Below are 25,762 nucleotides of genomic sequence, written 5' to 3'. Positions count from 1 at the left end.
CGCGATCATAACAGCGTTGCCGAGCGGTCGCGCCCGCCCGGGAAATGTCGGCCGTCTCACAGTTTCCATCGCCGCCTCGCCTTTCGCCGGTCGAATCCGTCCGACCGGTGCACGCCGGCTTGCCGGCGCGGACGGCGGCCGGGACACTGCACCGATCCGACCACAGGACCTCCGCCGATGCGCGACCGCACGCCCACCGATGACTTTTTCGTTCCCGAGCTGTGCCAGGCCGAGGCCCTGCTCGGGCTGGTGCTGCTGGCGGAGCTGCTGGTGCTGGTGCTGGTGCTGGCCGAGCCGTTCCGCGCCGAGCCCTTCGTATCCGGCTTCAACTGGACGCGCCTGGCGCTGACCTCACTGTTCGTGCAGTGGATCGTGCTGCTGTCGGCGGCGCTGCTGTGCCAGGCCCGCGCGTTGCTGGCCCGCCTGCCGGTGGCGGTGTCGACCCTGCTGTGCTGCCTGGTGGTGGTAGCGCTGACCCTGGGCTGCACGGCCATCGCCGACCACTACGAGCTGGGCGGGCCGCTGTCCCGGGCGGGCGAGGCCAACCTCTACCTGCGCCATGCGCTGATCGGGCTGATCATGACCGCCCTGCTGCTGCGTTACTTCTACCTGCAGAGCCAGTGGCGGCACCAGCAGCAGGCGGAGCTGCGGGCGCGCCTGGAGTCGCTGCAGGCGCGCATCCGCCCGCACTTCCTGTTCAACAGCCTAAACAGCATCGCCAGCCTGGTGGCATCCGACCCGGTCAAGGCCGAGCAGGCGGTGCTGGACCTGTCCGACCTGTTCCGCGCCAGCCTGGGCAAGACCGGCACCCTGGTGACCTGGCGCGACGAACTGGAGCTGGCCGAGCGTTACCTGTCGATCGAACGTTATCGGCTGGGCGAGCGTCTACACATGGACTGGGACGTGGAGCGGGTGCCCCCCGATCTGCCGATCCCGCAGCTGACGCTGCAGCCGCTGCTGGAAAATGCGCTGATCTATGGCATCCAGCCACGGATCGAAGGGGGACTGGTGAGGGTCGAAGCCCGGTACGAGAACGGGCTGTTCACCCTGTGCGTCAGCAACCCGTTCGACGAGGGCGCTCACGCGCCGTCCCGTGGAACACAGCAGGCATTGACCAATATAGAAGCGCGCCTTGCGGCACTTTTCGGACCGCGGGCAAGTCTCACCGTGGAGCGCTGTGACGGTCGCCACTTCACCTGTCTACGCTATCCTTGTGCCAGACTCACGCAGGAAGCCAGAGCAATATGAATGTCCTGATCGTCGATGACGAACCCCTTGCCCGCGAACGCCTGAGCCGTTTGGTCGGCGACCTCGATGGGTACCGTGTTTTGGAACCTGCAGCCAGCAATGGCGAAGAGGCCTTGAGCCTCATCGACAACCTCAAGCCGGACATCGTCCTGCTGGACATCCGCATGCCCGGGCTCGACGGCCTGCAGGTCGCTGCGCGCCTGTGCGAGCGCGACACCCCCCCGGCTGTGATCTTCTGCACCGCCCATGACGAATTCGCCGTGGACGCCTTCCAGGTCAGCGCCGTCGGCTACCTGGTCAAGCCGGTGCGCCCGGAATCCCTGGCAGAAGCACTGCAGAAGGCTGAGCGGCCCAACCGCATCCAGCTGGCCGCCCTGACCCGGCCGGCCGCCAACACCGGCAGCGGTCCGCGCACTCACATCAGCGCCCGCACCCGCAAGGGTATCGAGCTGATCCCCCTGGGTCAGGTGCTGTATTTCATCGCCGATCACAAGTACGTGACCCTGCGCCATGAAGGCGGGGAAGTGCTGCTGGACGAGCCGCTCAAGGCGCTGGAAGACGAGTTCGGCGATCGCTTCGTGCGCATCCACCGCAACGCCCTGGTGGCCCGCGAGCGCATCGAGCGCCTGCAGCGAACGCCCCTGGGGCATTTCCAGCTCTACCTCAAAGGCATGAACGACGAGGCCCTGACCGTCAGCCGCCGCCACGTGGCCGGCGTGCGCAAGCTCATGCACAACCTCTAGCGGCGCGGCCGCGCGTGCTTGCGCCGGCCCGCCGTCAGCCGCTCCCGAACCGCGCCTCGGACTGACACGTCTCAATCCGCCCTCCCGTGCGGCTGGTATCATGGCCGGCAGTCCGCTTTCTGGAAGTGCCCCATGCCCCGCGAAATCCGCATCGCCACCCGCAAGAGCGCCCTGGCGCTCTGGCAGGCCGAATACGTCAAGTCCCGCCTCGAGCAGGCCCACCCCGGCCTGCGGGTCAGCCTGGTGCCCATGGTCAGCCGCGGCGACAAGCTGCTGGATGCGCCGCTGGCGAAGATCGGCGGCAAGGGCCTGTTCGTCAAGGAACTGGAGACCGCGCTGCTGGAGAACGAGGCCGACATCGCGGTGCACTCCATGAAGGACGTGCCCATGGACTTCCCCCAGGGCCTCGGTCTGTTCTGCATCTGCGAGCGGGAAGACCCCCGCGATGCCTTCGTCTCCAATACCTACGCCAGTCTGGAAGCGCTGCCCGCCGGCAGCGTCGTGGGCACCTCCAGCCTGCGCCGCCAGGCCCAGCTGCTGGCGCGCCGGCCGGACCTGAACATCCATTTCCTGCGCGGCAACGTGAACACCCGCCTGGCCAAGCTGGACGCGGGCGAGTACGACGCCATCATCCTCGCCGCCGCCGGCTTGATCCGCCTGGGCTTCGAGGCGCGCATCACTGCCTCCCTGAGCATCGCCGACAGCCTGCCCGCCGGTGGCCAGGGCGCGGTGGGCATCGAGTGCCGCAGCGAGGACCACGAGATCCATCGCCTGCTGCAGCCGCTGCACCACGCCGAGACCTCCCTGCGGGTGAGTGCCGAGCGGGCGCTGAACCGGCGCCTCAACGGAGGCTGCCAGGTCCCCATCGCCTGCTACGCGGAGCTGGAAGGCGACCGGCTGTGGCTGCGCGGCCTGGTGGGCAGCCCCAGCGGCGAACTGCTGCTGCGGGCCGAGGAGCGCGCCGCCGCGGACGACGCCGAGGCCCTGGGCATCCGTGTCGCCGAGGCGCTGCTGGAGAAAGGCGCCGGGGCGATTCTCGAGGCCATCTACGGCGACGGCGGGCCGGTGTGAATCCTTCCGCCTGGCGGCTGCTGATCACGCGTCCGGCGGAGGACGGCGAAACCCTCGCCCGGCAACTGGCCGCCCACGGCGTGTTCGGCAGCTGCCTGCCACTGCTGGCCATCGAGGACCTGCCGGACAGCCCCGAGCGGCGCCAACCGATCCTCGAACTGGACCGCTACGCCGCGGTGATCGTGGTGAGCAAGCCGGCGGCCCGCCTGGTACTCGACGCCGTCGACCGCTACTGGCCGCAGCCGCCCGCGGCCCAGCACTGGTTCGCCGTGGGCGGCGCCACCGGCCAGTTGCTGGCTGACTACGGGCTGACCAGCCACTGGCCGCAGCAGGGCGACGACAGCGAGGCGCTGCTGGCGCTGCCGGCCCTGGCGGAGAGCCTGTCAGCACCCGGCGCACGCGCGCTGATCGTGCGCGGCGAAGGAGGCCGCGAGTGGCTGGCGGAGCGCTTGCGCGAACGCGGCGTCGCGGTCGACTATCTGGCGCTTTACCGTCGTCGCCTGCCGGATCACCCGCCGGGCGCGCTGGCGCGGCGCGTCCAAGCGGAACGCCTGAACGGGCTGGTGGTCAGCAGTGGGCAGGGCTTCGAGCACCTGCGCACCCTGGCCGGCGATGCCTGGCCGGCCCTGTCGGCGTTACCCCTGTTCGTGCCCAGCCCGCGGGTGGCCGAGCAAGCCCGCGCCGCAGGCGCCGGACGAGTCGTGGATTGCCGTGGCGCCAGCGCCGCGGCCTTGCTGGCGGCCCTCGAACGATGCGAGGCGCCCACCCCCTGAAGCAAAGGATGGATACGTGAGCGAAACAGCCTTCCCCTCCGAAGAACCGACCTCCACGACGCCCGAGCCGGTGCTCGCCCCCGCGCCCGCCGAGCGAAGCGGCCGGGGCCTGGCGGCGCTGGCCCTGGCGATCGGCCTGGCCGGCGTCGGCATAGGCGGCTGGGGGGTGTGGAAGGTCCATCAGCTCGACCAGTACGACCAGCAGCAGCTGGCGCAGCTGGAAGACACCCGCGGCAAGACCCAGGCCCTGGTACAGAGCGAGCGTCGCCTCAGCGCACGCCTGGCGGAACTGCCGGCGCCAGCCGAGCTGGAGGAGCGCCAGCGCCTGCTGGGCGACCTGCAGAGCGAACAGCAGCACCTGAGCCAGCGCCTGGAGGGCGTGCTCGGCGCCAGCCGCCAGGACTGGCGCCTGGCCGAGGCCGAGCACCTGTTGCGCCTGGCCGCCCTGCGCCTCTCCGCGCTGCAGGACATCAACAGCGCCCAGGCCCTGGTGCAGGCCGCCGACGACATCATCCGCGAACAGGACGACCCGAGCGGCTATGCCGCGCGGCAGCAGTTGGCGAAGAGCCTGGAAGCCCTGCGCAGCCTGCCGCGTCCGGACCGCACCGGCCTGTTCCTGCAACTGGGGGCGCTGCGCGAGCGCGTGGCCTCCCTGGACCCCGTCGATCCCGCCTTCGAGGTCCACGACGACGCCTTGCGCAGCTTGGCGGCGCAGCACCGCGACGACGCCGTCTGGTCGCGCTGGCTCGATACCCTGGCCGACTATTTCCGCCTGGACTTCAATGCCGATCCCGCCATCAAGCCGCTGCTGGCCGGGCAGAGCCTTGAGCAGGTGCGGCTGACCCTGTCCCTGGCCCTAGAACAGGCCCAGTGGGCCGCCCTGCACGGCGAGAGCGGCGTCTACCGCCAGGCCCTCGGCCAGGCGCGCCAGGTACTGGCCGCCTACTTCGATCCGCAGAAGGCGGACAACCGCGCCCTGAGCGGGCGCCTCGACGAACTGGCGCAGCAGCCGGTGGCGGTGGAAACCCCCGACCTGAGCCCCACCTTGGACGCCGTCCAGGCGTACCTGCAGCACAAGCAGGCGGCCCGTGACGCGGTGCCGGACGCGGCTACCGAGGCGCCCGAGGCCGCGCCGGCGGCGGAGGATGCCCGCCCATGAGACGTGTTGCGCTGCTGCTGATGATGCTGCTGGTGCTCGCCGGGCTGGCCCTGCTGGGGCTCGCCATCGCCCACCACAAGGGCTACGTGCTGATCGCCTACGACGGGTTCCGCTACGAGTCGAGCCTGTGGGCCACCCTCGCGCTGCTGGCGGTGGTGGCCCTGCTGGTCTACCTGGTGCGCCTGCTGCTCAGCGCCGTGGTGGTGACCGGCGGGCTGGTGAACCCCTGGTCCGGCCGGCATCGCCGTCGGCGCATCCACCAGGCCTCCGAGCAGGGTTTCCTCGACCTGGCCGAAGGGCGTTGGGAGCGGGCGCTGCGGCACCTCAAGCGCGCCGCCGAGGCCGATCCACGGCCTCTGGCGTACTACCTGGGCGCCGCCCGGGCCGCCCAGGCGCTGGGGGATGCCGCCGAGAGTGATCGGCTGCTGGCCCGGGCCCTGGAGCGTCAGCCCGACGCCGAGCTGGCCATCGCCCTGACCCACGCCGAGCTGCAAGTGGAGCGCGGCGAGACCGACGGCGCCCGGGACACCTTGGAAGCCATGCGCGCCCGCCAACCCCGGCATCCCCAGGTGCTGCGGCAGCTGCAGCGTGTCTACCTGATGCGGGGCGACTGGGCGCCCCTGCGCGATCTGGTACCCGTGCTGCGCAAGGAAAAGGCCCTGGGTGACAGCGAGCTGGATGGGGTGGAGCGCCAGGTCTGGACCGAATACCTGGGCGAGACCGGCACGGGCGAGACCCACCTCGCCGAGTTGCAGGCCGCCTGGCAGGCGGTGCCGTCCGCCCGACGCCAGGAGCCGGCGCTATTGGCTGCCTACGCCGAGCGCCTGCACCGCCTGGGCGCTGATGACGAGGCGGAGAAACTGGTCCGCCAAGCCCTGCGCGACCGCTACGACGCGCGCCTGGTGCGCCTGTACGGGCTGCTCCAGGGAAGTGAGCCGGGCAAGCAGTTGCAGACTGCCGAGGCCTGGCTGGCCCAGCATCCCAGCGATCCGGTGCTACTGCTCACCCTCGGCCGGCTGTGCCTGCACAACCAGCTGTGGGGCAAGGCCAACGAGTACTTCGAATCCAGCCTGGCCTTCGAGCGCGATCCGGAGACCTGTGCCGAACTTGCCCACCTGCTGGCCGAGCGGGGCGACGTGGAGCGCAGCAACCGGCTGTTCCGCGAGGGCTTCGACCTGCTGGAACGCAGCCGGCACCCCGTGACCCTGCCGGTCCCCCAGGCCGGATGACGGGCGAGGGCGCCCTGGCCTGACGCGTGGCGCCGTTCCCCGGACCGGCGCCCGCTCACGGTTCGCGCGGCGCCTTGAAAGCCCCTCGGGCTTCCTCTACCGTAACCGCCTTTCCTCACTTCCCTCGGAGCCGCCATGCCCCTGGCCAGCCCCCGCATGCTGTTTCTCCTGGCTTTCCTCGGCAGCGCTGCCGTCATGGCCGGTGCCCTCTACCTCGAGCACGTGGTGGGCCTCGCGCCATGTCCGATGTGCATCCTGCAGCGGATCTTCGTAATCCTGTTCGGGGTGATCGGGCTGGTGGGCTTCCTGCACAACCCGGCCACCACCGGCCGCCGCGTCTACGCCTTCCTCATGCTGCTCAGCGCCGTCGGCGGCGGCGCCACCGCTGGCCGGCAGATCTGGCTGCAGAACGTCCCGGCCGACCAGTTGCCCGCCTGCCTGCCGAGCCTGGAATACATGATGGATGCGCTGCCTTTCCAGGAGATCGTCAGTCTGGTGCTGCACGGCAGCGCCGATTGTGTGGAAGTCACCTGGACGCTGTTCGGCATGAGCCTGCCGGAGTGGGCGTTGCTGGCCTTCATCGGTATGGCCGCCTTCAGCCTGTACCAACTGCTGCGCCGTGCCTGACAGGCGAAGCCCGCGCTCCGCGCGGGCTCCAGACCTCCCCGGGTGCGTTCGGTTCAGATTGTTTTCGTTCGAACGCGCGTATGAAATTTTCCGCCGAGGTGCCTTGAAGGCGCTGTCCACCGGGCATAATCTGGCCCGCATACTCGCGCCGGAAGTCGCCATTTTCGCGGTGTTTCCCGGTCATCCTCCGCCACCGCCCACTGCGTGGCGCCGATAACTCAGCGAAGAAAAGGGAAGCCATCATGCTCGAGAGCTGCCAGAACGCCCAGGAACGATGGGGCGGCGTCCACCTCCTGATCGATCGCTGGTTGCAGGAACGTCATCAGTTGATCCGCCACTTCAAGATCCTCAGCGACGCCCCCATCGCTCCTGGCGACAACCCCGAGGCGCTGCTGCAATTCTGCGAATCCCTGGTGGACTACGTGTCTGCCGGCCACTTCGAAATCTACGAGCAACTGCTCAGCGAAGCCCTGGCATTCGGTGACGAGCGTGGCGTGGAGCTAGCGCACCGGCTGTACCCGCGCATCCAGGCCATCACCGAAGAAGCGCTGGCTTTCAACGACCTGTGCGACAAGGGCAAGGCCCGCGGTACTTGCCTCACCCAGGAACTCAAGCGCCTGGGCCAGTGCCTCCACGAGCGATTCGAACTGGAAGATTGCCTGATCGAAGTGCTGCACAACGCCCATCGCGAGCAGGACATCGAGCCGGCGGAATCAGCGACCATCTAGCAGCTCGATCTCGAACACCAAGGGCGCATAGGGCGGGATCAAGTCGCCGGCGCCCTCCGTGCCATAGGCCTGGGCGGACGGGATCACCACCCGCCACTTCGCGCCCATCGGCATCTCCAGCAGCGCCATGCGCCAGCCGGCGATCACGCTATCGAGCTTGAACCAGGCCGGCGTCGGGCTGGCATCGAAGACACTGCCGTCCGCCAGTTGCCCCGTGTAGCGCACCCGGACTTCACCCCCCGACCGCGGCCTGCCGCCGTTGCCCTTCTGCAGTTCGGTGATCAGTACCCCGCCCGCCAGTTCACGTACCCCCGGCTTGGCCTTCTCGGCCACCAGAAAGCGCGTTTCCGCGGCAATCTCCCGTGTGTGCAGGCGCTCCGCCTCGACCATCCGGGCCTCGTGGGCAGCCTGCAACTGCTTGATCCGTGCGGCGGGCAGCTCCAGGGGTTCGCCCCGGTAGGCCTGCCTCAGGCCCTTGAGCAACGCTTCCACCTGCAGGTCGGGCACTTCCTCCCGCAGTCGCTCGCCCAGGCGCACCCCCAGGCTGTAGGACAGGTCGTGGGCATCATCGCCCACGGCAGTGCCGGCCAGGGACGTGAGCAGGGCGATGGACAGCAACGAGCGGCGCATGGGAAGCCTCCGGGACACGGCAGGCGATTATGCCAGCCGCGGGGCGACGCTCAAGGCGCCTGCTGCGCCAGCATGCCGCGCGTCCGCGGAGGCGCGCCCGGCTCGACGGCCCTGTCCGCAGCGCCTAGTATGGGGCGCACCCCCTCGTCCGCTCCCGGAGGAATGCCCATGGCGGCCAAGAAGAAGCCTGTTCGTACGCCGTTGCACCTGCTCCAGCAATTGTCCCAGAGCCTGCTCGACCACCTGCAGGACGCCTGCAGCCAGGCCCTGATCGACGCGGAAAAACTGCTCGCCAAGCTGGAAAAACAGCGGGGCAAGGCCCAGGAAAAATTGCTGACGCGACGCGCCAAGCTCCAGGGCGCCGTCGAGGTCGGCAAGCTCAAGGCCCAGGCCAAGGCCAAGCAGGCCGTGGGCGAACTGGAGGACCTGCTGGATTCGCTGCAGGAGCGCCAGGCAGAGACCCGCCAGTACATCGCGCGCCTGAAACAGGACGCCGAGGAAAGCCTGAAGCTGGCCCAGGGCATCGGCAAGGTCCACGAGGCCGCAGGCCAGGCCCTGGCCGCCCGCGAAACCGGGGCGTCCCGCTCCGCGCCCCCTGGGGCGAAACCGGCGGCCCGTGCGCGCAAAGCGCCGGCAGCCACCCCCAGCCGCACCGCTGCCGCCGCGAAGCCGGCCAGCAAGCCCCGTACACCGGCCGCCCCGGCGAAGAAGGCGGACGCCCCGTCGCCAGCCCGCTCCAGCAGTGCTGCGAACAAGGCCGGTACCGCCAAGCCGGCGTCCCGAAGCCGTACCGCCGGTGCCACGTCCACAGCTAGCACCACACCCGCCGCCAACGGTGCCAAACCCGCTGCCGCCAAGCCTGCTGCTGCGAAAAGCGCCGCGACCAAGCCCGCTGCTGCCAAGCCCGCCAGCACATCGGCCCGCAAGCCGGCAGCCCCGGCCCGCAAGCCGGCGACCGCCAGCCCGGCCACGGTCCCGACGCCGGTGCATGCCACCGACGGCGCCACCGCGCCCGCTACGCCGAGCCCGAGCAGCGAGACCCCCAGCACCTGAGTCCAGGTGACCGGCCCGCGGATGACGCGGGCAGGTTTCAGGTTTCCGGCACCGCCCGACGCAGGTCATCCAGCGCCTGGGCGGCGGATGACGCCGCGTCGCCTGCGAGGGCTTCCAGCCAGGTGCGGACCACCGCGTCGGTGGCATCGCCCGCTACGTCGGCCGGCCAGTCGTCGGCACAGTGCGCCAGGCGCTGCAGCAGCACGCGTTCCGCCTCCAGCTCCAGGGCTTTCACGCGCTCCCGCAGCGCCGCCAGTTCGGGGTCATCCCGGGCCGCGTCGCGCCAGCCTTGGCGCAACCCGCGCAGCGGGGCCACCACGCTGTCCCGCCAGGGGCGGGTCAGCGCCTTCAGGGCCGCGACCCGCTGCGGGTCGCAGTCCACGCCTCGCCGGCCGAGCCAGGAGCCGGCCAGCAGCAGGCACACGTCCGCGCCTCGCGCCTGGGCATCCAGGCACGCCGCTTCCACCCCGGGGCGGGCGTATAGGGTCAGGGCGAATCGCCAGAGGTCGTCGGCCATGGGCATCCCAGATGATCCGGCGAAGCTGATAAACTCCGCCGCCTTATGATCCGATTGAACACCCTCACTCTACAGCGGGGTCCGCAACGTCTGCTAGACGGCGCGGACCTGACGCTGCACGCCGGCCAGAAGGCCGGTCTGGTGGGCGCCAACGGCGCCGGCAAATCCACCCTGTTCGCCCTGCTGCGCGGCGAGTTCGGTCCCGACGGCGGCGATTGCAGCCTGCCGGCGGACTGGCGCATCGCCCACATGCGCCAGGAGGTGAACACCCTGGAGCGGCGCGCGGTGGACTACGTGCTGGACGGCGACGTGCACCTGCGCCGGGTCCAGCGCGACCTGGCCGCCGCCGAGGCGGCCCATGACGGCACGGCCATCGCCCGCCTGCACGTGGAGCTGGACAGCGCCGATGGCTACACCGCCGACGCACGGGCCCGCAAGCTGCTGGCCGGCCTCGGTTTCCTGGCCAGCCAGATGGAACTGCCGGTGGGGGATTTCTCCGGTGGCTGGCGTATGCGGCTGAACCTGGCCCAGGCGCTGATGTGCCCTTCCGACCTGCTGTTGCTGGACGAACCCACCAACCACCTGGACCTGGATGCGATCCTCTGGCTGGAGGACTGGCTCAAGGCCTATCCCGGCACTTTGCTGCTGATTTCCCACGACCGGGACTTCCTCGACGCCGTGGTGGACCACGTGGCGCACCTGGAGCAGCGCAAGCTGACCCTCTACCGCGGCGGCTACTCGGCCTTCGAGCGCACCCGCGCCGAGCGGCTGGCGCAGCAGCAGCAGGCCTACGAGAAGCAGCAGGCGCAGCGCGCCCACATGGAGAAGTACATCGCCCGCTTCCGCGCCCAGGCCACCAAGGCGCGCCAGGCCCAAAGCCGGATCAAGGCCCTGGAGCGCCTGGAGGAGCTGGCCCCGGCCCACGTGGATTCGCCGTTCGAGTTTGGCTTCCGCGAGGCGGATAAACTCTCCAACCCGCTGCTGGACCTGAGCGAGGGCCGCCTCGGCTATGGCGAGCGCGCGGTCCTGCAACAGGTGAAGCTGCAGCTGCGCCCCGGTGCGCGGCTGGGTCTGCTGGGGCCCAATGGCGCCGGCAAGTCCACCCTGATCAAGACCCTCGCTGGCGAATTGGCGCCCCTGGGGGGCGAGCTGCGCTGTGGCGAGAACCTGGCCATCGGCTATTTCGCCCAGCACCAGCTGGACGCCCTCGACCCGAAAGCCAGCCCGCTGTTGCACCTGCAACGCATCGCGCCCGGGGAGCGGGAGCAGACCCTGCGGGACTTCATCGGCGGCTTCGACTTCCGCGGCGAGCGCTGCGACGAGCCGGTGCTGAACTTCTCCGGGGGCGAGAAGGCACGCCTGGCTCTGGCGCTGATCGCCTGGCAGAAGCCCAACCTGTTACTGCTGGACGAACCCACCAACCACCTGGACCTGGAAATGCGCCTGGCGCTGACCCTGGCCCTGCAGGAGTTCTCCGGTGCGGTGCTGGTGGTGTCCCACGACCGGCACCTGCTCAAGAGCACCACCGATGAGTTCCTGCTGGTGGCCGACGGCCGCGTGCAGAGCTTCGACGGCGACCTCGACGACTACGCCCGCTGGCTGGTGGACTACCGCGCCCGCCAAGTGCCCGTGAACGAATCGCCGGCCGTCGGCGACAAGACCGACAAGCGCGCCCAGCGCCAGGCCGCCGCGGCGCAACGCCAGCAGCTGGCACCGCTGCGCCGCGAGGCGGAGAAGCTGGAGAAGGAATTGGGCACGGTCCACGAGGCCCTCGCCGCCCTGGAGACCCGGCTCGGCGACAGCGCCCTGTACGAGGCCGCGCGGCGGGACGAGCTGCGTGAGCGGCTGGCGGATCAGGCCAGCCTGAAGGCCCGGGAAGCCGACCTGGAAGAACGCTGGCTGGTCGCCCTGGAGCGGCTCGAAGACCTGCAAAGGCAACTGGAGGAGGTCGGCTGATGGACGATCTGGTCCTGCTCGCCGCCTGGAGCGAGCCGCTGCTGCGCGCGGCCCAAGTCCTGGCCATCGTGCTGCTCGCCTGGCTGGTGCAACGCCTGGTCACCCGGGGCATCACCCGCCTGGGGACCCATTACCCGCAGCTGCCGGGTGAGCTCCTGATGCCCCTGCGCGGGGGCCTGCGCTGGCTGATCATGGGCAGCGCCTTCATGATGGTGCTGGAGCGCTTCGGTGTCTCCGCCCAGGTGCTGTGGACCGCCCTGACCGGCTTCGCCGCCGTGGCGGCGGTGGCGTTCTTCGCCATCTGGAGCGTGCTGTCGAACCTGTTCTGCGCCCTGCTGATCTTCGCCCTCGGGCCGTTCCGCCTGGGGGACCTGGTGGAGGTGATCGACAGCGCCGACAAGCCCGGGGTGAAGGGCCGGGTGGTGGCGATCAACATGTTCTACACCACCCTCGAAGACGCCAGCAGCGAAAGCCCCGGCGCCTGGCTGCAGGTGCCCAACAGCCTGTTCTTCCAGAAAGCCGTCCGCCGCTGGCGGGGCTGACCCGGTTCGACCCGCGCCCCGGTGGGCGCGCGCATCGCCGTGGCGTGAACCAGTCGAGGGTCGGAGCGTGACCGGCTGCCGCGACAGCGCCGCGGCTTTTGCCTAGGCTGCACGACCCGATTCCTGGAGTTGCGCCATGCCGCCGTCCGCTGTTCGAACCGGTGACCCCTCGTCCGACCCTTGCGTCGCCCCCCTGCGTCATCCCCCCCTGGAACAAGCTATCGCCGCCGCCTGTTCGCGCCTGGCCGTGCGCGAGGCTTACCTGGCCGCGCTGCGTCAACCTGCCAGCGCCGCGCCCAGCCTGCTGCTGGCGGTGACCGGCACCGACCAGGCGATGCAGCGCCGCCTCGCCGCCAGCATCGCCGAGGTGCTGCCGGAAGAATTGGAGCTGCGCCTGATGGAGTTGAGCGAGGACGCCCTGTCCCAGGCCATTCGCGCCAGTTGCGAAGCGTTCTACCGTGCCTGATCCCGGCCGGGCTTGAGCCGACCGGCCTCGCCGGGGACAATTCCGGCGAGGCGTCCCGGGCTACCCACCGGGACGGTGCACGGCCGTGAGCGGCCGTCAGGACCCGGAGCGATGCGATGCGTGTGTGGATCGATGCGGACGCCTGTCCGCGGGCGGCGAAAGACCTGGTGGTGAAGTTCGCCCTCAAGCGCAAGTTCGAGGTGGCGCTGGTGGCCGGCCAGGCCCAGGCGCGGCCGCCGTTCGCCTGCGTGCGGCTGGTGGTGGTGCCCAGTGGGCCGGACGCCGCCGACGATTACCTGGTTGAGCACGCGATCCCCGGGGAACTGGTGGTCTGCAGCGACGTGCCCCTGGCGGACCGGCTGGTGAAGAAAGGCGTGATGGTGGTGGACCCGCGTGGGCGTGAATTCGACGAGCGCAACATGGGCGAGCGCCTGGCGGCGCGCAACCTGTTCACCGAGCTGCGCGACCAAGGGCAAGTGGGCGGCGGCCAGGCCGCCTATTCCGATCGGGACCGACAGGCTTTCGCCAATGCCCTGGATCGCCTGCTGAGCCGGCTCGGCTAGCGGCTCCGCGCCGGCTCGAACCGATCGAACCAGCCCTTGGCTCGGTCGGTTCGCGGGGGAGGGGTACCAGGGCGGGTTGAGTGAGGCGCCCGGGTCGCTCGGGCGCTGGCCGGGATCAGGCCTCCTGCACCGTCATTTCCAGGATGCGGTCCACCAGCTTGTTGATCCCCGAGGCCGCTTCGCTGATGGAGCCGGCCAGCATGTACGCCGGGGTGCTCACCAGCTTGTGCTGTTCGTCCTCGACGATGTCTTCCACCGCGCATTCCACATGGCGGGCGCCCATTTTCTCCAGGGCGCCGGCGGTCTCGGCATCGTTGCCGATGGTGCAGGACACGCCCTCGCCGAAGATCTGGGTGGCCAGGGTCGGGGCAATGCAGATCAGCCCGATGGGCTTGCCCGCCTGGGCGAACGACCGGGCCGCCTGCAGCACGTCCGGCTGCACGCTGCAGTCGGCGCCCTTGCCGGCGAAGTCCGAGAGGTTCTTCGCCGCGCCGAAGCCGCCGGGAACGATCAGCGCGTCGAAGTCCTCGGCGCGCAGTTCGCGGGCGTCCTTCGCCTGGCCACGGGCGATGCGCGCCGATTCGGTGAGCACGTTGCGGCTCTCCGGCATCTCGGCGCCGGTCAGGTGGTCGATCACGTGGTGCTGGGTCACATTGGGGGCGAAGCACTGCACCTGGGCGCCGCGCTGGTCGAGGCGCAGCAGGGTGATCACGCTTTCGTGGATTTCCGCGCCGTCGTAGACGCCGCAGCCGGATAGGATCACTGCCACTTTCTTGTTCATCGCGTTCTCCGCTGTTCGGTACGCCGGATCGGCGCAATCGGGCGACGCGGCGGGGCCGGGTCGCGGGGGTTCGTGGCGCAGGGCCGGTCGCGTTGGGAGCGGTCGCGGCTCCTTACAGGTATGGATCGTCGCGCCGCGCCGTCGTTCAGGCGTCCGGTGCGCTGCGCTTGGCACGCACGGCGCGCCAGATCCACAGGACGACGCCGAGCAGCACCAGCGCGCCCAGCACCCGCAGCTCGTAGTGCTTGATGTCGCCGAGGACGGTCTCCAGCACCGCGCCGAAGTGGTAGGCCGCCCAGCCCAGCGCCGCCGCCCAGACGATGGCGCCGAGGCCATTGAGCAGCAGGTAGCGCAGCGGCGAATAGCCGGACAGGCCGATGGCGATGGGCATCACCGTGCGCAGGCCGTAGACGAAGCGAAAGCCCAGCACCCAGATGTCCGGGTGCCGGCGGATGTGCGCCAGGGCCTTCTCCCCCAGCGCCTGCCAGTGGGGCTTGCGCTGCAGCAGGGCGCGGCCCTTGAGGCGGCCGAGGTAATACCAGAGCTGGTCGCCGGCGTAGCTGCCGAGGAAGGCGGTGAGCACCACCAGGTTGATGTCGAGGTAACCGCGGAAGGCCAGGAAGCCAGCCAGCACCAGGATCGTCTCGCCTTCGAAGAAGGTGCCGAGGAGCAAGGCGAGGTAGCCGAAGTCCTGCAGGAAGTGTTGCAGCATGGGTCAGTCGGACCGAGGGCGAAACGCCCAGCCTACCCGCTCGCGCGTCCGCGGAAAAGCACGGGGCGCGGCTCGATGCGGTAAGGTTGACTGGCGACAATGAAACCCGTGCTCGGCGCGGGCTGCGACTGCGGGTCGCAGCGTCCGCCGCTGCCGCCATGAATTGGTCATAATGGCGGCTTATAACTGTCACACTGCCCGCCTGTACGGGACTGGAGTCCGCCGTGAGCTTTACCCCCGCCAACCGTCTGTTCCCCGCCACGCGCCTGCGGCGCAACCGCCGCGACGACTTCTCCCGGCGCCTGGTGCGGGAGAACGTGCTGACGGTGAACGACCTGATCCTGCCGGTGTTCGTCCTGGAGGGCGAGAAGCGCCGCGAGGCGATCCCCTCGATGCCCGGGGTCGAGCGGCTGTCCATCGACGAGCTGCTGCGGGAAGCGGAAGAACTGGTGGCCCTGGGCATCCCGGCCATCGACCTGTTCCCCTACATCACCCCGGACAAGAAGAGCCTCGACGCCGCTGAGGCGTGGAACCCGGACGGCCTGATCCAGCGCGCCATCCGCGCCCTGCGCGAACGCTTCCCGGAACTCGGTGTCATCACCGACGTGGCCCTCGACCCGTACACCACCCATGGCCAGGACGGCATCATCGACGAGGACAGCTACGTTCTCAACGACGTCACCCTCGATGCGCTGGTGAAGCAGGCGCTGTCCCATGCCGAGGCGGGCGCCCAGGTAATCTCGCCGTCGGACATGATGGACGGCCGGGTCCAGGTGATCCGCGAGGCGCTGGAGCTGGCCGAGCACACCAACGTGCGCATCATGGCCTACTCGGCGAAGTACGCCAGCGGCTACTACGGCCCGTTCCGCGACGCCATCGGGTCGTCGGGCAACCTGGGCAAGGGCAACAAGTACAACTACCAGATGGACCCCGCCAACGGTGACGAGGCGCTGCACGAGGTGGCTGCCGACCTCGCCGAGGGGGCCGACATGGTCATGGTGAAGCCGGGCATGCCGTACCTGGACGTGCTCTGGCGGGTGAAGCAGACCTTCCAGGTGCCCACCTTCGTCTACCAGGTCAGCGGCGAGTACGCGATGCACATGGCGGCGATCCAGAACGGCTGGCTCGGCGAGGGCGTGATCCTCGAGTCGCTGATCGCGTTCAAGCGCGCCGGCGCCGACGGCATCCTCACCTATTTCGCCAAGCGTGCCGCCCAGTTGTTAAACACCCAGCGCTAGGAGCGCCGTCCGATGCTACAGAGCCGGCGGGTCCGAGCGCGCAAGCAGGATGACTCGATGAACAGCGAAGCCTTCAACGACAGCGCAACGCCGCCGGTGATGGAGCCGGCCGAGCTCACTCTCACCGACGCCGCGCCGCAGGACCTGCAGGTCGCGCCGGTGCCCAGCGTGGACGACAGCAGCCTCTACCTGCACCGCGAACTGTCCCAGTTGCAGTTCAACATCCGCGTGCTGGAGCAGGCGCTGGACGAATCCTACCCGCTGCTGGAGCGCCTGAAGTTCCTGCTGATCTTCTCCAGCAACCTGGACGAGTTCTTCGAGATCCGCGTCGCCGGGCTGAAGAAGCAGATCACCTTCGCCCGCGAGCAGGCCGGCGCTGACGGCCTGCAACCGCATCAGGCCCTGGCGCGGATTTCCGAACTGGTCCACGAGCAGGTGGCGCGGCAGTACTCGATCCTCAACGACGTGCTGCTGCCGGAGCTGGCCAAGCACCAGGTCAACTTCATCCGCCGGCGCTTCTGGACGCCCAAGCTCAAGGCCTGGGTGCGTCGCTATTTCCGCGACGAGATCGCGCCGATCATCACCCCCATCGGCCTCGACCCGACCCACCCGTTCCCGCTGCTGGTGAACAAGAGCCTGAACTTCATCGTCGAGCTGGAGGGAATGGACGCCTTCGGCCGCGATTCCGGCCTGGCCATCATCCCGGCGCCGCGCCTGCTGCCGCGGGTGATCCGGGTGCCGGAGGACGTGGGCGGCCCGGGGGACAACTTCGTCTTCCTGTCGTCGATGATCCACGCCCATGCCGACGAGCTGTTCCACGGCATGAAGGTGAAGGGCTGCTACCAGTTCCGCCTGACCCGCAACGCCGACCTGTCGGTGGATGCCGAGGACGTGGAAGACCTGGCGCGGGCGTTGCGTGGCGAGCTGTTCTCCCGGCGCTACGGCGACGCGGTGCGGGTCGAGGTGGTGGAAAGCTGCCCGAAAGCGCTCTCCGACTACCTGCTCAAGCAGTTCGGGCTGTCCGACAGCGAACTGTACAAGGTGAACGGGCCGGTTAACCTGACCCGCCTGTTCAGCATCACCGGCCTGGAAAGCCACCCGGAGCTGCAGTACGCACCCTTCACCCCGCTGATTCCCAAGCAGCTGCAGAACCGCGACAACCTGTTCACCGTGCTGGGCAAGCTGGACTACCTGCTGATGCACCCCTTCGAGTCCTTCACCCCGGTGATCGACCTGCTGCGCCAGGCCGCCAAGGACCCGCAGGTGCTGGCGATCAAGCAGACCCTGTACCGCTCCGGCGCCAACTCGGAGATCGTCGACGCCCTGGTGGAGGCCGCGCGCAACGGCAAGGAGGTCACCGCGGTGATCGAGCTGCGCGCGCGCTTCGACGAGGAATCCAACCTGCAACTGGCCAGCCGCCTGCAGGCCGCCGGCGCAGTGGTGATCTATGGCGTGGTGGGCTTCAAGACCCACGCCAAGATGATGCTGATCCTGCGCCGGGAGAACGGCGAGCTGCGCCGCTACGCCCACCTGGGCACGGGCAACTACCACGCCGGCAACGCCAAGCTGTACACCGACTACAGCCTGCTCACCGCCGACGTGGCCCTCTGCGAGGACCTGCACAAGCTGTTCAACCAGCTGATCGGCATGGGCAAGACGTTGCGCATGAAGAAGCTGCTGCACGCGCCGTTCACCCTGAAGAAGAACCTGCTGGAGATGATCAACCGCGAGGCGGTGGCGGCGAGCGAAGGACGCCCGGCGCAGATCATGGCCAAGGTCAACTCCCTGACCGATCCCAAGGTGATCCGCGCGCTGTACAAGGCCAGCCAGGCCGGCGTGAAGATCGACCTGGTGGTGCGCGGCATGTGCTGCCTGCGCCCGGGGGTGCCGGGGGTGTCCCACAACATCCAGGTGCGTTCCATCGTCGGGCGTTTCTTGGAGCACAGCCGGATCTACTACTTCCTCAATGGCGGCGACGAGAAGATCTACCTGTCCAGCGCCGACTGGATGGAGCGCAACCTGGACAAGCGGGTCGAGACCTGTTTCCCGGTGGAAGGCAAGAAGCTCATCACCCGGGTGAAGAAGGAGCTGGAGTCCTACCTCAGCGACAACACCCTGGCGTGGATCCTTCAGAGCGACGGCCGCTACCAGCACCTGCAGCCTACCGGCAACCAGAACACCCGCAACGTCCAGGCCAGCCTGCTGGAGCGGCTTACCAACCCCACCATCGGGGTGCGCTGAAACGACGCGGGCCCGGTCGCCCGGGCCCGTCTCGATCGGGTGACGCGTCGGCGCCTCAGCGGACGCTGAGGTGGAAATCGATGCGCTTGAGCCACTCGGCTTCCTGGTCGAAGTCGGCGCGGGTCAGCGGGTTGGCTTCCAGCCAGCCATCCGGGAAGCGCACGTCCAGGGCCTGATCGTTGGCGTGCAGGCGCACCTGGGGCATCGCCTGGGTGCCGCGGATGTGGTGGAAAAGGATGGCGAAGCGCAGCACGACGCACAGGCGCATCAGCTTGATGCCTTCCTTGCCGAACTCGGCGAAGCGATCCTTGGGGATGTTGCGCCGGTGGCCGCGCACCAGCAGCGCCAGCATCAGCTGGTCCTGGCGGGAGAAGCCCGGCAGGTCGGAGTGCTCGATCAGGTAGGCGCCATGCTTGTGGTAGTGGTAGTGGGCGATGTCCAGGCCGATCTCGTGGACCCGCGCGCCCCAGACCAGCAAGTCGCGGTGCCACTCGTCGTCCAGGTCCCAGCTGTCCGCCACCTGGGCCAGGGCTTCCACCGCCCGGGCCTCGACCCGCGCCGCCTGCTCCAGGTCCACGTGGTAGCGCTCCATCAGCGCGCTGAGGGTGCGCTCGCGGACGTCCTCCCGGTGATGGCGGCCCAGCAGGTCGTAGAGTACGCCTTCGCGCAGGGCACCCTCGGAATGACTCATCTGCTCCAGCTCGAAGGCGTCGAAGATAGCTTCGAGGATCGCCAGCCCGGCGGGGAAGATCGCCCGGCGGTCGGGCTTCACCCCTTCGATGTCGATGCGCTCGCTCTCGCCCAGCTTGAACAGCCGGCGCTTGAGCCAGGCCAGGCCCTCGGCGTTGACCTCGCCGTTGCCACGGCCGCCGGCCTTGATCGCCAGGCACACCGCGCGGATGGTGCCGGAGGCGCCCACCGCTTCCTGCCAGCCGAGGCGGCGCAGGCTGTGCTCGATGCCCATCAGCTCCAGGCGCGCCGCGGTGTAGGCCTGGGCATAGCGCGCCGGGGTGATCTTGCCGTCGCGGAAATAGCGCTGGGTGTAGCTGACGCAACCCATCTGCAGGCTTTCCCGCTGCAGCGACTCGAAGCTCTGGCCGATGATGAACTCGGTGCTGCCGCCGCCGATGTCCGCCACCAGGCGCCGGCCGGGGGCGTCGGGCATGGAGTGGGATACACCGAGGTAGATCAGCCGGGCTTCCTCGCGGCCGGAGATCACCTCCACCGGGTGCCCGAGGATGTCCTCGGCGCGGCGGATGAAGTCGCTGCGGTTGCGCGCTTCGCGCAGGGCGTTGGTGCCGACGATGCGCACGGCGCCCTCGGGCATGCCGGCCATGCGCTGGGCGAACATCCGCAGGCAGGCCAGGCCGCGCTGCATGGCGTCCTCGCTGAGCTGCCGCTGTTCGTCGATGCCGGCCGCCAGCTGGACCTTGTCGCCAAGCCGTTCGAGGATGCGGATTTCGCCATGGTCGGCCTTGGCCAGGACCATGTGGAAACTGTTGGAGCCCAGGTCGATGGCGGCGATCAGCGGGAAGGCTTCGGCAGGGGTGTGCGGCATGGGGAAGAATCTCGATTCGAATCGCCGTCATCCTGCCACGATAGACGAGCCGCGCCAAACCCCGCCGTGCGCGTCGCGCTGTCGCGCGGGTGGCGCGCGGATGGGTATAGAGCCCGGCCGAACCGCGGGCAGCCCCGGGCGGTCCCATAGAGAGGCTCAATCGTCGGTTCCTTCCTGTGCCGACGAAGCCAAGCTATGATGGCCGACACTCTTGCCTTGCGGAACCACGGAGATTATCCATGAGCGAATTCATCACCAACGTCAGTGACGCCAGCTTCGAGCAGGACGTGCTCAAGGCCGAAGGCGCGGTGCTGGTCGACTACTGGGCCGAGTGGTGCGGCCCCTGCAAAATGATCGCCCCGGTGCTCGACGAGATCGCCCAGACCTACCAGGGCAAACTCAAGGTGTGCAAGCTGAACATCGACGAGAACCAGGACACCCCGCCGAAGTACGGCGTGCGCGGCATCCCGACCCTGATGCTGTTCAAGAACGGCAACGTCGAAGCCACCAAGGTCGGTGCCCTGTCCAAGTCGCAACTGGCGGCTTTCCTCGACAGCAACATCTGACGCACCGGTGTCATCAAAAGCCCCGCACAATGCGGGGCTTTTTCCAGCCACAGGCTGGACATGCCCGAAAAACCGGTGATACATTCGGGCTCACAGCGGGTTTCGCCCCTGTCTTCTGCTAGCCGTCGCCGACGCCCCCCTGATTCGAACAAGTACGCAGCGCGACTCTGTCGCCTTCCTGTGGCGCGGCCTTCCAAGCTCATCAGCTTCCCTTCCTTCGAATACGTCATTCCTATGAATCTGACCGAACTCAAGCAAAAACCGATCACCGAACTGCTGGAAATGGCCGAACAGATGGGCATCGAGAACATGGCCCGTTCGCGCAAGCAGGACGTGATCTTCTCGCTGCTGAAGAAACACGCGAAGAGCGGCGAGGAGATCTCCGGTGACGGTGTGCTGGAGATTCTGCAGGACGGCTTCGGCTTCCTGCGTTCCGCGGACTCGTCCTACCTGGCCGGCCCCGACGACATCTATGTCTCCCCGAGCCAGATCCGCCGCTTCAACCTGCGTACCGGCGACACCATCATCGGCAAGATCCGCCCGCCGAAAGAGGGCGAGCGCTATTTCGCGCTGCTCAAGGTCGACTCCATCAACTTCGACCGTCCGGAAAACGCCAAAAACAAGGTGCTGTTCGAGAACCTCACGCCCCTGTTCCCCAACAAGCGCCTGACCATGGAAGCCGGCAACGGCTCAACCGAGGACCTCACCGGCCGGGTGATCGACCTCTGCGCTCCCATCGGCAAGGGCCAGCGCGGTCTGATCGTGGCGCCGCCCAAGGCGGGCAAGACCATCATGCTGCAGAACATCGCGGCCAACATCACCCGCAACAACCCCGAGTGCTACTTGATCGTCCTGCTGATCGACGAGCGCCCGGAAGAAGTGACCGAGATGCAGCGCACCGTGCGCGGCGAAGTGGTCGCCTCCACCTTCGACGAGCCGCCGACCCGCCACGTGCAGGTGGCCGAGATGGTGATCGAGAAGGCCAAGCGCCTGGTGGAGCACAAGAAGGACGTGGTGATCCTGCTGGACTCCATCACCCGTCTCGCCCGCGCCTACAACACCGTGATCCCCAGCTCCGGCAAGGTGCTCACCGGGGGTGTCGACGCCCATGCCCTGGAGAAGCCCAAGCGTTTCTTCGGTGCCGCTCGGAACATCGAGGAGGGCGGCTCGCTGACCATCATCGCCACCGCGCTGGTGGAAACCGGCTCGAAGATGGACGAGGTGATCTACGAGGAATTCAAGGGCACCGGCAACATGGAGCTGCCCCTGGACCGCCGCATTGCCGAGAAGCGCGTGTTCCCCGCCATCAACATCAACAAGTCCGGCACCCGCCGCGAAGAGCTGCTCACCGCCGAGGACGAGCTGCAACGCATGTGGATCCTGCGCAAGCTGCTGCACCCGATGGACGAGATCGCCGCCATCGAATTCCTTCTCGACAAGCTCAAGGACACCAAGACCAACGACGAATTCTTCCTCTCCATGAAGCGGAAGTGAGTCGAAGGCGCGAATAAAAAAGCCGGGGAAACCCGGCTTTCGCATTTCTGAATACCCGAGCGAAGCGCTAGACTTCCCGGTTTCGACTCGCAGGCCAACGAGGCTCACATGCAGTATCGCGACTTGCGCGATTTCATTGGCGCCCTGGAGCGGCGCGGCGAACTCAAGCGCATCCAGGTGCCGGTCTCGCCGGTGCTGGAGATGACCGAGGTCTGCGACCGCACCCTGCGCCGCCAGGGCCCGGCCCTGTTGTTCGAGCGGCCCACCGGGTTCGACATGCCGGTGCTCGGCAACCTGTTCGGCACTCCTGAGCGAGTGGCCCTGGGCATGGGCGCCGAGTCCGTGGACGAATTGCGGGAGATCGGCCGGCTGCTGGCCTTCCTCAAGGAGCCCGAGCCGCCCAAGGGCCTGAAGGACGCTTGGAGCAAGCTGCCGATCTTCAAGAAGGTCATCAGCATGGCGCCCAAGGTCCTCAAGGATGCGCCCTGCCAGGAGGTCATCGAGGAGGGCGAGGCGGTGGACCTGACCCGGCTGCCGGTGCAGACCTGCTGGCCCGGGGACGTCGGTCCGCTGATCACCTGGGGCCTGACGGTCACCAAGGGGCCCAACAAGGAGCGCCAGAACCTGGGCATCTACCGCCAGCAGGTGCTCGGCCGCAACAAGGTGATCATGCGCTGGCTCAGCCACCGCGGCGGCGCCCTGGACTACCGCGAGTGGTGCCAGAAACACCCGGATCGCCCGTACCCGGTGGCGGTTGCCCTGGGCGCCGACCCGGCGACCATCCTCGGCGCGGTGACGCCGGTGCCGGATACGCTCTCCGAGTACGCCTTCGCCGGCCTGCTGCGGGGCCACCGGACCGAGCTGGTGAAGTGCGTCGGCAACGACCTGCAGGTGCCCGCCAGCGCCGAGATCGTGCTGGAAGGGGTGATCCATCCCGGCGAGACCGCGCCGGAAGGCCCCTACGGCGACCATACCGGCTACTACAACGAGGTGGACACCTTCCCGGTGTTCACCGTCGAGCGCATCACCCGGCGCCGCGACCCGATCTACCACAGCACCTACACTGGCCGGCCGCCGGACGAGCCGGCGATCCTCGGCGTGGCGCTGAACGAGGTGTTCGTGCCGATCCTGCAGAAGCAGTTCCCGGAGATCACCGACTTCTACCTGCCGCCGGAGGGCTGTTCCTACCGCATGGCGGTGGTGACCATGAAGAAGCAGTACCCCGGCCACGCCAAGCGGGTGATGCTCGGGGTCTGGTCGTTCCTGCGCCAGTTCATGTACACCAAGTTCGTCATCGTCACCGACGACGACGTGAATGCCCGGGACTGGAACGACGTGATCTGGGCCATCACCACCCGCATGGACCCCAAGCGCGACACGGTGATGATCGACAACACCCCCATCGACTACCTGGACTTCGCCTCGCCGGTGTCCGGCCTGGGCTCGAAGATGGGCCTGGACGCCACCCACAAGTGGCCGGGGGAAACCAGTCGCGAATGGGGCCGCGCCATCGTTCAGGACGAGGCGGTCAAGCAGCGGGTGGACGCGCTGTGGGCCGAGCTGGGGATCGACTGATGTACGGGACGACTCCGCGCGGGCTGGCCGCCGGATGCGGTTCCGAGGGCTATAAGGAGGTGCCCGAGCCATGCGCGTGACCCTGCAACCGTCCGGCGCGGTACTCGATGTCCAGGCCGGCGAGCGCATCCTCGATGCGGCCCGGCGTCTCGGCTACAACTGCCCGCAGAGCTGCCGCAACGGCAACTGCCACGTCTGCGCGGCACTGCTGGTGGAAGGGCGCGTGCGCCAGGCCCACGGCGAGCTGGACCACGGCGAGCTGTACACCTGCCTCGCGGAACCCCTGGAAGACTGCGTGCTGCACTGGGACGGCGTGCTCGCCCCGGGCGAGCTGCCGGTGCGCCGGGTGCATTGCCAACTGGCGGCCTGCCTGGAGGCCGGTGGCGATGTCTTCCGCGTGCGACTGCGGGCGCCGGCAGGCCGGCCGCCGGAATACCACGCCGGCCAGTACCTGCTGATCGAGCGCGACAGCGGTAGCACCTCGGCGTTTTCCCTGGCCTCCGCGCCTCACCAGGGGCGCGAGCTGGAGCTGCACATCCTGGCCCGGGAAGACAGCACCCAGGTGTTGCTGGCCCAGCTGCGCCGCGATCGCGGCGCCTGGGTCCAGCTGCCGTTCGGCGATGCCCACCTGGCCGAGCTGCCGGACGGCCCGCTGGTGCTGATCGCCGCCGGCACCGGCATGGCGCAGATGCACAGCCTGATCGAGGATTGCCGCTCCCGTGGCTTCGCCCACCCGGTGCACCTGTACTGGGGCGCGCGGCGTCCGGAGGATTTCTACGACGTGCCTGAATGGACGCAATGGGAGGCGCTGCCCAACCTCTTCCTGCACCAGGTGGTCAGCGACCGCTGCGACTGGAACGGGCGCTGCGGCCTGTTGCACGAGGCGATCCGCGAGGACTTCGCCGACCTGAGCCCGTTGCACGTCTATGCAAGCGGCTCGCCAGCGATGGTCTACGGCACCCTCGACGCCCTGGTGGAGGCGGGCATGGACCCGCACCAGATGCGCGCCGACGTCTTCGCCTACGCGCCGCGCTGACCTCGGGTACGCGCGACGGGGCGAAGCGCCGTCACGGGCCTGCGAGACGGGAGGCGGACGGAGCACGGCCAGGAGGGCATGCTCCGACCCGGCCTCGTGCGATGGAACGGGCCGCCCAGGCCCGAAGGCTTGGGTCGATCAGCGAACCGTGACCACCACCTTGCCCACCGCCTGGCGCTGGCCGAGGGCCTGGATCGCCTCCGCAGCCTGCGCCAGCGGGTAGGTCCGGGACACCAGCGGCTTCACCTTGCCCTCCCGGTACCAGGCGAACAGCTGCTGGAAGTTGGCCAGGTTGTCCTGGGGCTGGCGCTGGGCGAAGGAACCCCAGAACACGCCCACCACTGCGGCGCCCTTGAGCAACGCCAGGTTCACCGGCAGCTCCGGAATCCGCCCGCTGGCGAACCCCACCACCAGCAGGCGGCCGTTCCAGGCAATGCTGCGGATCGCGTCGTCGAACAGGTCGCCCCCCACCGGATCGTAGATGACATCGGCGCCCTGGCCGCCGGTCAGGCGTTTCACCTCTTCCTTGAGGCTGCTGCGGCTGTAGTCGATCAGCTCGTCGGCGCCGGCGGCCCGGGCCACGTCGAGTTTCTCCACGCTGCTGGCCGCGGCGATCACCTTGGCACCCAGCGCCTTGCCGATCTCCACGGCGGCCAGGCCGACGCCGCCGGATGCACCCAGCACCAGGAGGGTTTCCCCCGGCTGCAGGTTGGCGCGCTGTTTCAGGGCGTGCATCGACGTGCCGTAGGTCATGCCGAAGGCCGCGGCATCGGCGAAGCCCATCTCCGCCGGCATCGGCAGGACGTTGTAGCCGGGCACCGCCACCTGCTCGGCGAAGCTGCCCCAGCCGGTGAGGGCCATCACCCGGTCGCCGGGCTTGAGATGGCTCACCTTCTCACCCACCGTCGTCACCACGCCGGCCGCCTCGCCGCCGGGGGAGAAGGGGAAGGGCGGCTTGAACTGGTACTTGCCCTCGATGATCAGGGTGTCCGGGAAGTTCACGCCGGCGGCGTGCACGTCGATCAGCACCTCGTTCTTCTTCGGTTCCGGGCTGGCGACCTCTTCCAGCACCAGGTGCTCGGGCGGGCCGAAGGCTCTGCACAGGACGGCTTTCATGGGGGCAATCTCCAGGAGGGTGGACAGGCAGTGTAGAAAGGCCGTGCGGTGGGTCAACGAGGATGCCTGCGCCTGATACGCCGGCATAAGCGGCCGCGCGGGCTTGGGAGCGGGCGCACCACTGGCTATGCTAGGCAGTA

The 25,762-nt window shown here is 68.7% G+C and carries 25 protein-coding genes; 19 read left to right on the top strand and 6 right to left on the bottom strand.

Annotated elements, in window-relative coordinates; all coding sequences use genetic code 11:
* The first annotated feature begins 177 nt into the window (after window positions 1–177).
* From FM069_RS08985 to rsd, 8 genes are all read left to right on the top strand, one after another.
* Entirely contained in the window at window positions 178–1,248 is a 1,071-nt protein-coding gene (locus FM069_RS08985) for a sensor histidine kinase (RefSeq protein ID WP_143487958.1), read from the top strand.
* The gene (locus FM069_RS08980) at window positions 1,245–1,991 is read left to right on the top strand and encodes a LytR/AlgR family response regulator transcription factor (protein WP_143487957.1); all 747 of its coding nucleotides are present in this window, start codon (window positions 1,245–1,247) and stop codon (window positions 1,989–1,991) included. The genes FM069_RS08985 and FM069_RS08980 overlap by 4 nt, the downstream gene beginning before the upstream one ends.
* A 132-nt stretch (window positions 1,992–2,123) precedes the next feature.
* The gene (hemC, locus tag FM069_RS08975) at window positions 2,124–3,062 is read left to right on the top strand and encodes a hydroxymethylbilane synthase (protein ID WP_143487956.1); all 939 of its coding nucleotides are present in this window, start codon (window positions 2,124–2,126) and stop codon (window positions 3,060–3,062) included.
* A complete protein-coding gene (locus FM069_RS08970; protein WP_143487955.1) occupies window positions 3,059–3,835 on the top strand; it encodes a uroporphyrinogen-III synthase in 777 nt (258 codons plus the stop codon). Before hemC ends, FM069_RS08970 begins: the two co-directional genes overlap by 4 nt.
* 16 nt (window positions 3,836–3,851) lie before the next feature.
* Entirely contained in the window at window positions 3,852–4,994 is a 1,143-nt protein-coding gene (locus FM069_RS08965) for a uroporphyrinogen-III C-methyltransferase (protein WP_143487954.1), read from the top strand.
* The gene (locus FM069_RS08960) at window positions 4,991–6,223 is read left to right on the top strand and encodes a heme biosynthesis HemY N-terminal domain-containing protein (protein WP_143487953.1); all 1,233 of its coding nucleotides are present in this window, start codon (window positions 4,991–4,993) and stop codon (window positions 6,221–6,223) included. The genes FM069_RS08965 and FM069_RS08960 overlap by 4 nt, the downstream gene beginning before the upstream one ends.
* 135 nt (window positions 6,224–6,358) lie before the next feature.
* Complete coding sequence (locus FM069_RS08955; RefSeq protein WP_143487952.1) at window positions 6,359–6,850, top strand: disulfide bond formation protein B; 492 nt, start codon at window positions 6,359–6,361, stop codon at window positions 6,848–6,850.
* Between the two features lie 242 nt (window positions 6,851–7,092).
* On the top strand, window positions 7,093–7,578 hold the full coding sequence (rsd, locus tag FM069_RS08950) for a sigma D regulator (protein ID WP_143487951.1): 486 nt from the start codon (window positions 7,093–7,095) through the stop codon (window positions 7,576–7,578).
* Here rsd and FM069_RS08945 read toward each other — a convergent pair.
* Window positions 7,564–8,208 carry an FKBP-type peptidyl-prolyl cis-trans isomerase gene (locus FM069_RS08945; protein WP_143487950.1) on the bottom strand — a complete coding sequence of 215 codons (645 nt, stop codon included), beginning with the start codon at window positions 8,206–8,208 and terminating at the stop codon, window positions 7,564–7,566. The two genes, rsd and FM069_RS08945, sit on opposite strands and share 15 nt — an antisense overlap.
* A 168-nt stretch (window positions 8,209–8,376) precedes the next feature.
* Between FM069_RS08945 and FM069_RS08940 the strand changes: the two genes are divergently transcribed.
* Entirely contained in the window at window positions 8,377–9,261 is an 885-nt protein-coding gene (locus FM069_RS08940; protein ID WP_143487949.1) for an AlgP family protein, read from the top strand.
* Between the two features lie 37 nt (window positions 9,262–9,298).
* On the opposite strand, the gene FM069_RS08935 is transcribed toward FM069_RS08940, so the two are convergent.
* The gene (locus FM069_RS08935; protein ID WP_143488063.1) at window positions 9,299–9,778 is read right to left on the bottom strand and encodes a TIGR02444 family protein; all 480 of its coding nucleotides are present in this window, start codon (window positions 9,776–9,778) and stop codon (window positions 9,299–9,301) included.
* Between the two features lie 45 nt (window positions 9,779–9,823).
* On the opposite strand from FM069_RS08935, the gene FM069_RS08930 reads away from it, so the two are divergent.
* The 4 genes from FM069_RS08930 (at window position 9,824) to FM069_RS08915 (ending at window position 13,305) form a co-directional block, all read left to right on the top strand.
* Complete coding sequence (locus tag FM069_RS08930) at window positions 9,824–11,734, top strand: ATP-binding cassette domain-containing protein (protein ID WP_143487948.1); 1,911 nt, start codon at window positions 9,824–9,826, stop codon at window positions 11,732–11,734.
* Window positions 11,734–12,276, top strand: coding sequence for a mechanosensitive ion channel family protein (locus FM069_RS08925; protein WP_143487947.1), 543 nt, complete (start codon window positions 11,734–11,736; stop codon window positions 12,274–12,276). The genes FM069_RS08930 and FM069_RS08925 overlap by 1 nt, the downstream gene beginning before the upstream one ends.
* A 136-nt stretch (window positions 12,277–12,412) precedes the next feature.
* Window positions 12,413–12,742, top strand: coding sequence for an enhanced serine sensitivity protein SseB C-terminal domain-containing protein (locus tag FM069_RS08920; protein ID WP_143487946.1), 330 nt, complete (start codon window positions 12,413–12,415; stop codon window positions 12,740–12,742).
* Between the two features lie 116 nt (window positions 12,743–12,858).
* Window positions 12,859–13,305: a YaiI/YqxD family protein gene (locus tag FM069_RS08915; protein WP_143487945.1), complete on the top strand. Its 447-nt coding sequence runs from the start codon at window positions 12,859–12,861 to the stop codon at window positions 13,303–13,305.
* A gap of 115 nt (window positions 13,306–13,420) precedes the next feature.
* Here the strand turns inward: FM069_RS08915 and elbB are convergent, their stop codons facing one another.
* A complete protein-coding gene (gene elbB / locus FM069_RS08910) occupies window positions 13,421–14,086 on the bottom strand; it encodes an isoprenoid biosynthesis glyoxalase ElbB (RefSeq protein WP_143487944.1) in 666 nt (221 codons plus the stop codon).
* A 145-nt stretch (window positions 14,087–14,231) separates the two neighbouring features.
* Window positions 14,232–14,798, bottom strand: coding sequence for a DedA family protein (locus FM069_RS08905; RefSeq protein ID WP_143487943.1), 567 nt, complete (start codon window positions 14,796–14,798; stop codon window positions 14,232–14,234).
* 224 nt (window positions 14,799–15,022) lie between these two features.
* Here FM069_RS08905 and hemB point away from each other — a divergent pair, with 224 nt between their 5' ends.
* Both hemB and ppk1 read left to right on the top strand, forming a co-directional pair.
* Window positions 15,023–16,036, top strand: coding sequence for a porphobilinogen synthase (gene hemB / locus FM069_RS08900; RefSeq protein ID WP_143487942.1), 1,014 nt, complete (start codon window positions 15,023–15,025; stop codon window positions 16,034–16,036).
* Between the two features lie 99 nt (window positions 16,037–16,135).
* Window positions 16,136–18,277 (top strand): polyphosphate kinase 1, encoded by a 2,142-nt coding sequence (gene ppk1, locus FM069_RS08895; RefSeq protein WP_325063566.1) that lies wholly within the window; start codon window positions 16,136–16,138, stop codon window positions 18,275–18,277.
* Window positions 18,278–18,332: 55 nt separating this feature from the next.
* On the opposite strand, the gene ppx is transcribed toward ppk1, so the two are convergent.
* Window positions 18,333–19,835: an exopolyphosphatase gene (gene ppx / locus FM069_RS08890; RefSeq protein WP_143487940.1), complete on the bottom strand. Its 1,503-nt coding sequence runs from the start codon at window positions 19,833–19,835 to the stop codon at window positions 18,333–18,335.
* 239 nt (window positions 19,836–20,074) lie between these two features.
* On the opposite strand from ppx, the gene trxA reads away from it, so the two are divergent.
* The 4 genes from trxA to FM069_RS08870 all read left to right on the top strand — a co-directional run bounded on the left by trxA (window position 20,075) and on the right by FM069_RS08870 (window position 24,506).
* The gene (gene trxA, locus FM069_RS08885; RefSeq protein WP_143487939.1) at window positions 20,075–20,401 is read left to right on the top strand and encodes a thioredoxin TrxA; all 327 of its coding nucleotides are present in this window, start codon (window positions 20,075–20,077) and stop codon (window positions 20,399–20,401) included.
* 234 nt (window positions 20,402–20,635) lie between these two features.
* The gene (gene rho, locus FM069_RS08880; RefSeq protein WP_143487938.1) at window positions 20,636–21,895 is read left to right on the top strand and encodes a transcription termination factor Rho; all 1,260 of its coding nucleotides are present in this window, start codon (window positions 20,636–20,638) and stop codon (window positions 21,893–21,895) included.
* Between the two features lie 108 nt (window positions 21,896–22,003).
* Window positions 22,004–23,470, top strand: coding sequence for a 4-hydroxy-3-polyprenylbenzoate decarboxylase (gene ubiD / locus FM069_RS08875; protein ID WP_143487937.1), 1,467 nt, complete (start codon window positions 22,004–22,006; stop codon window positions 23,468–23,470).
* 70 nt (window positions 23,471–23,540) lie between these two features.
* The gene (locus FM069_RS08870; protein WP_143487936.1) at window positions 23,541–24,506 is read left to right on the top strand and encodes a CDP-6-deoxy-delta-3,4-glucoseen reductase; all 966 of its coding nucleotides are present in this window, start codon (window positions 23,541–23,543) and stop codon (window positions 24,504–24,506) included.
* Window positions 24,507–24,644: 138 nt separating this feature from the next.
* Here the strand turns inward: FM069_RS08870 and FM069_RS08865 are convergent, their stop codons facing one another.
* Window positions 24,645–25,622 (bottom strand): NADPH:quinone oxidoreductase family protein, encoded by a 978-nt coding sequence (locus FM069_RS08865; protein ID WP_143487935.1) that lies wholly within the window; start codon window positions 25,620–25,622, stop codon window positions 24,645–24,647.
* Window positions 25,623–25,762 lie beyond the last annotated feature (140 nt).

This window comes from Pseudomonas mangiferae (assembly GCF_007109405.1).
Classification (GTDB): Bacteria; Pseudomonadota; Gammaproteobacteria; order Pseudomonadales; family Pseudomonadaceae; genus Pseudomonas_T; species Pseudomonas_T mangiferae.
This window is presented reverse-complemented; position numbering and strand designations above follow the sequence as displayed.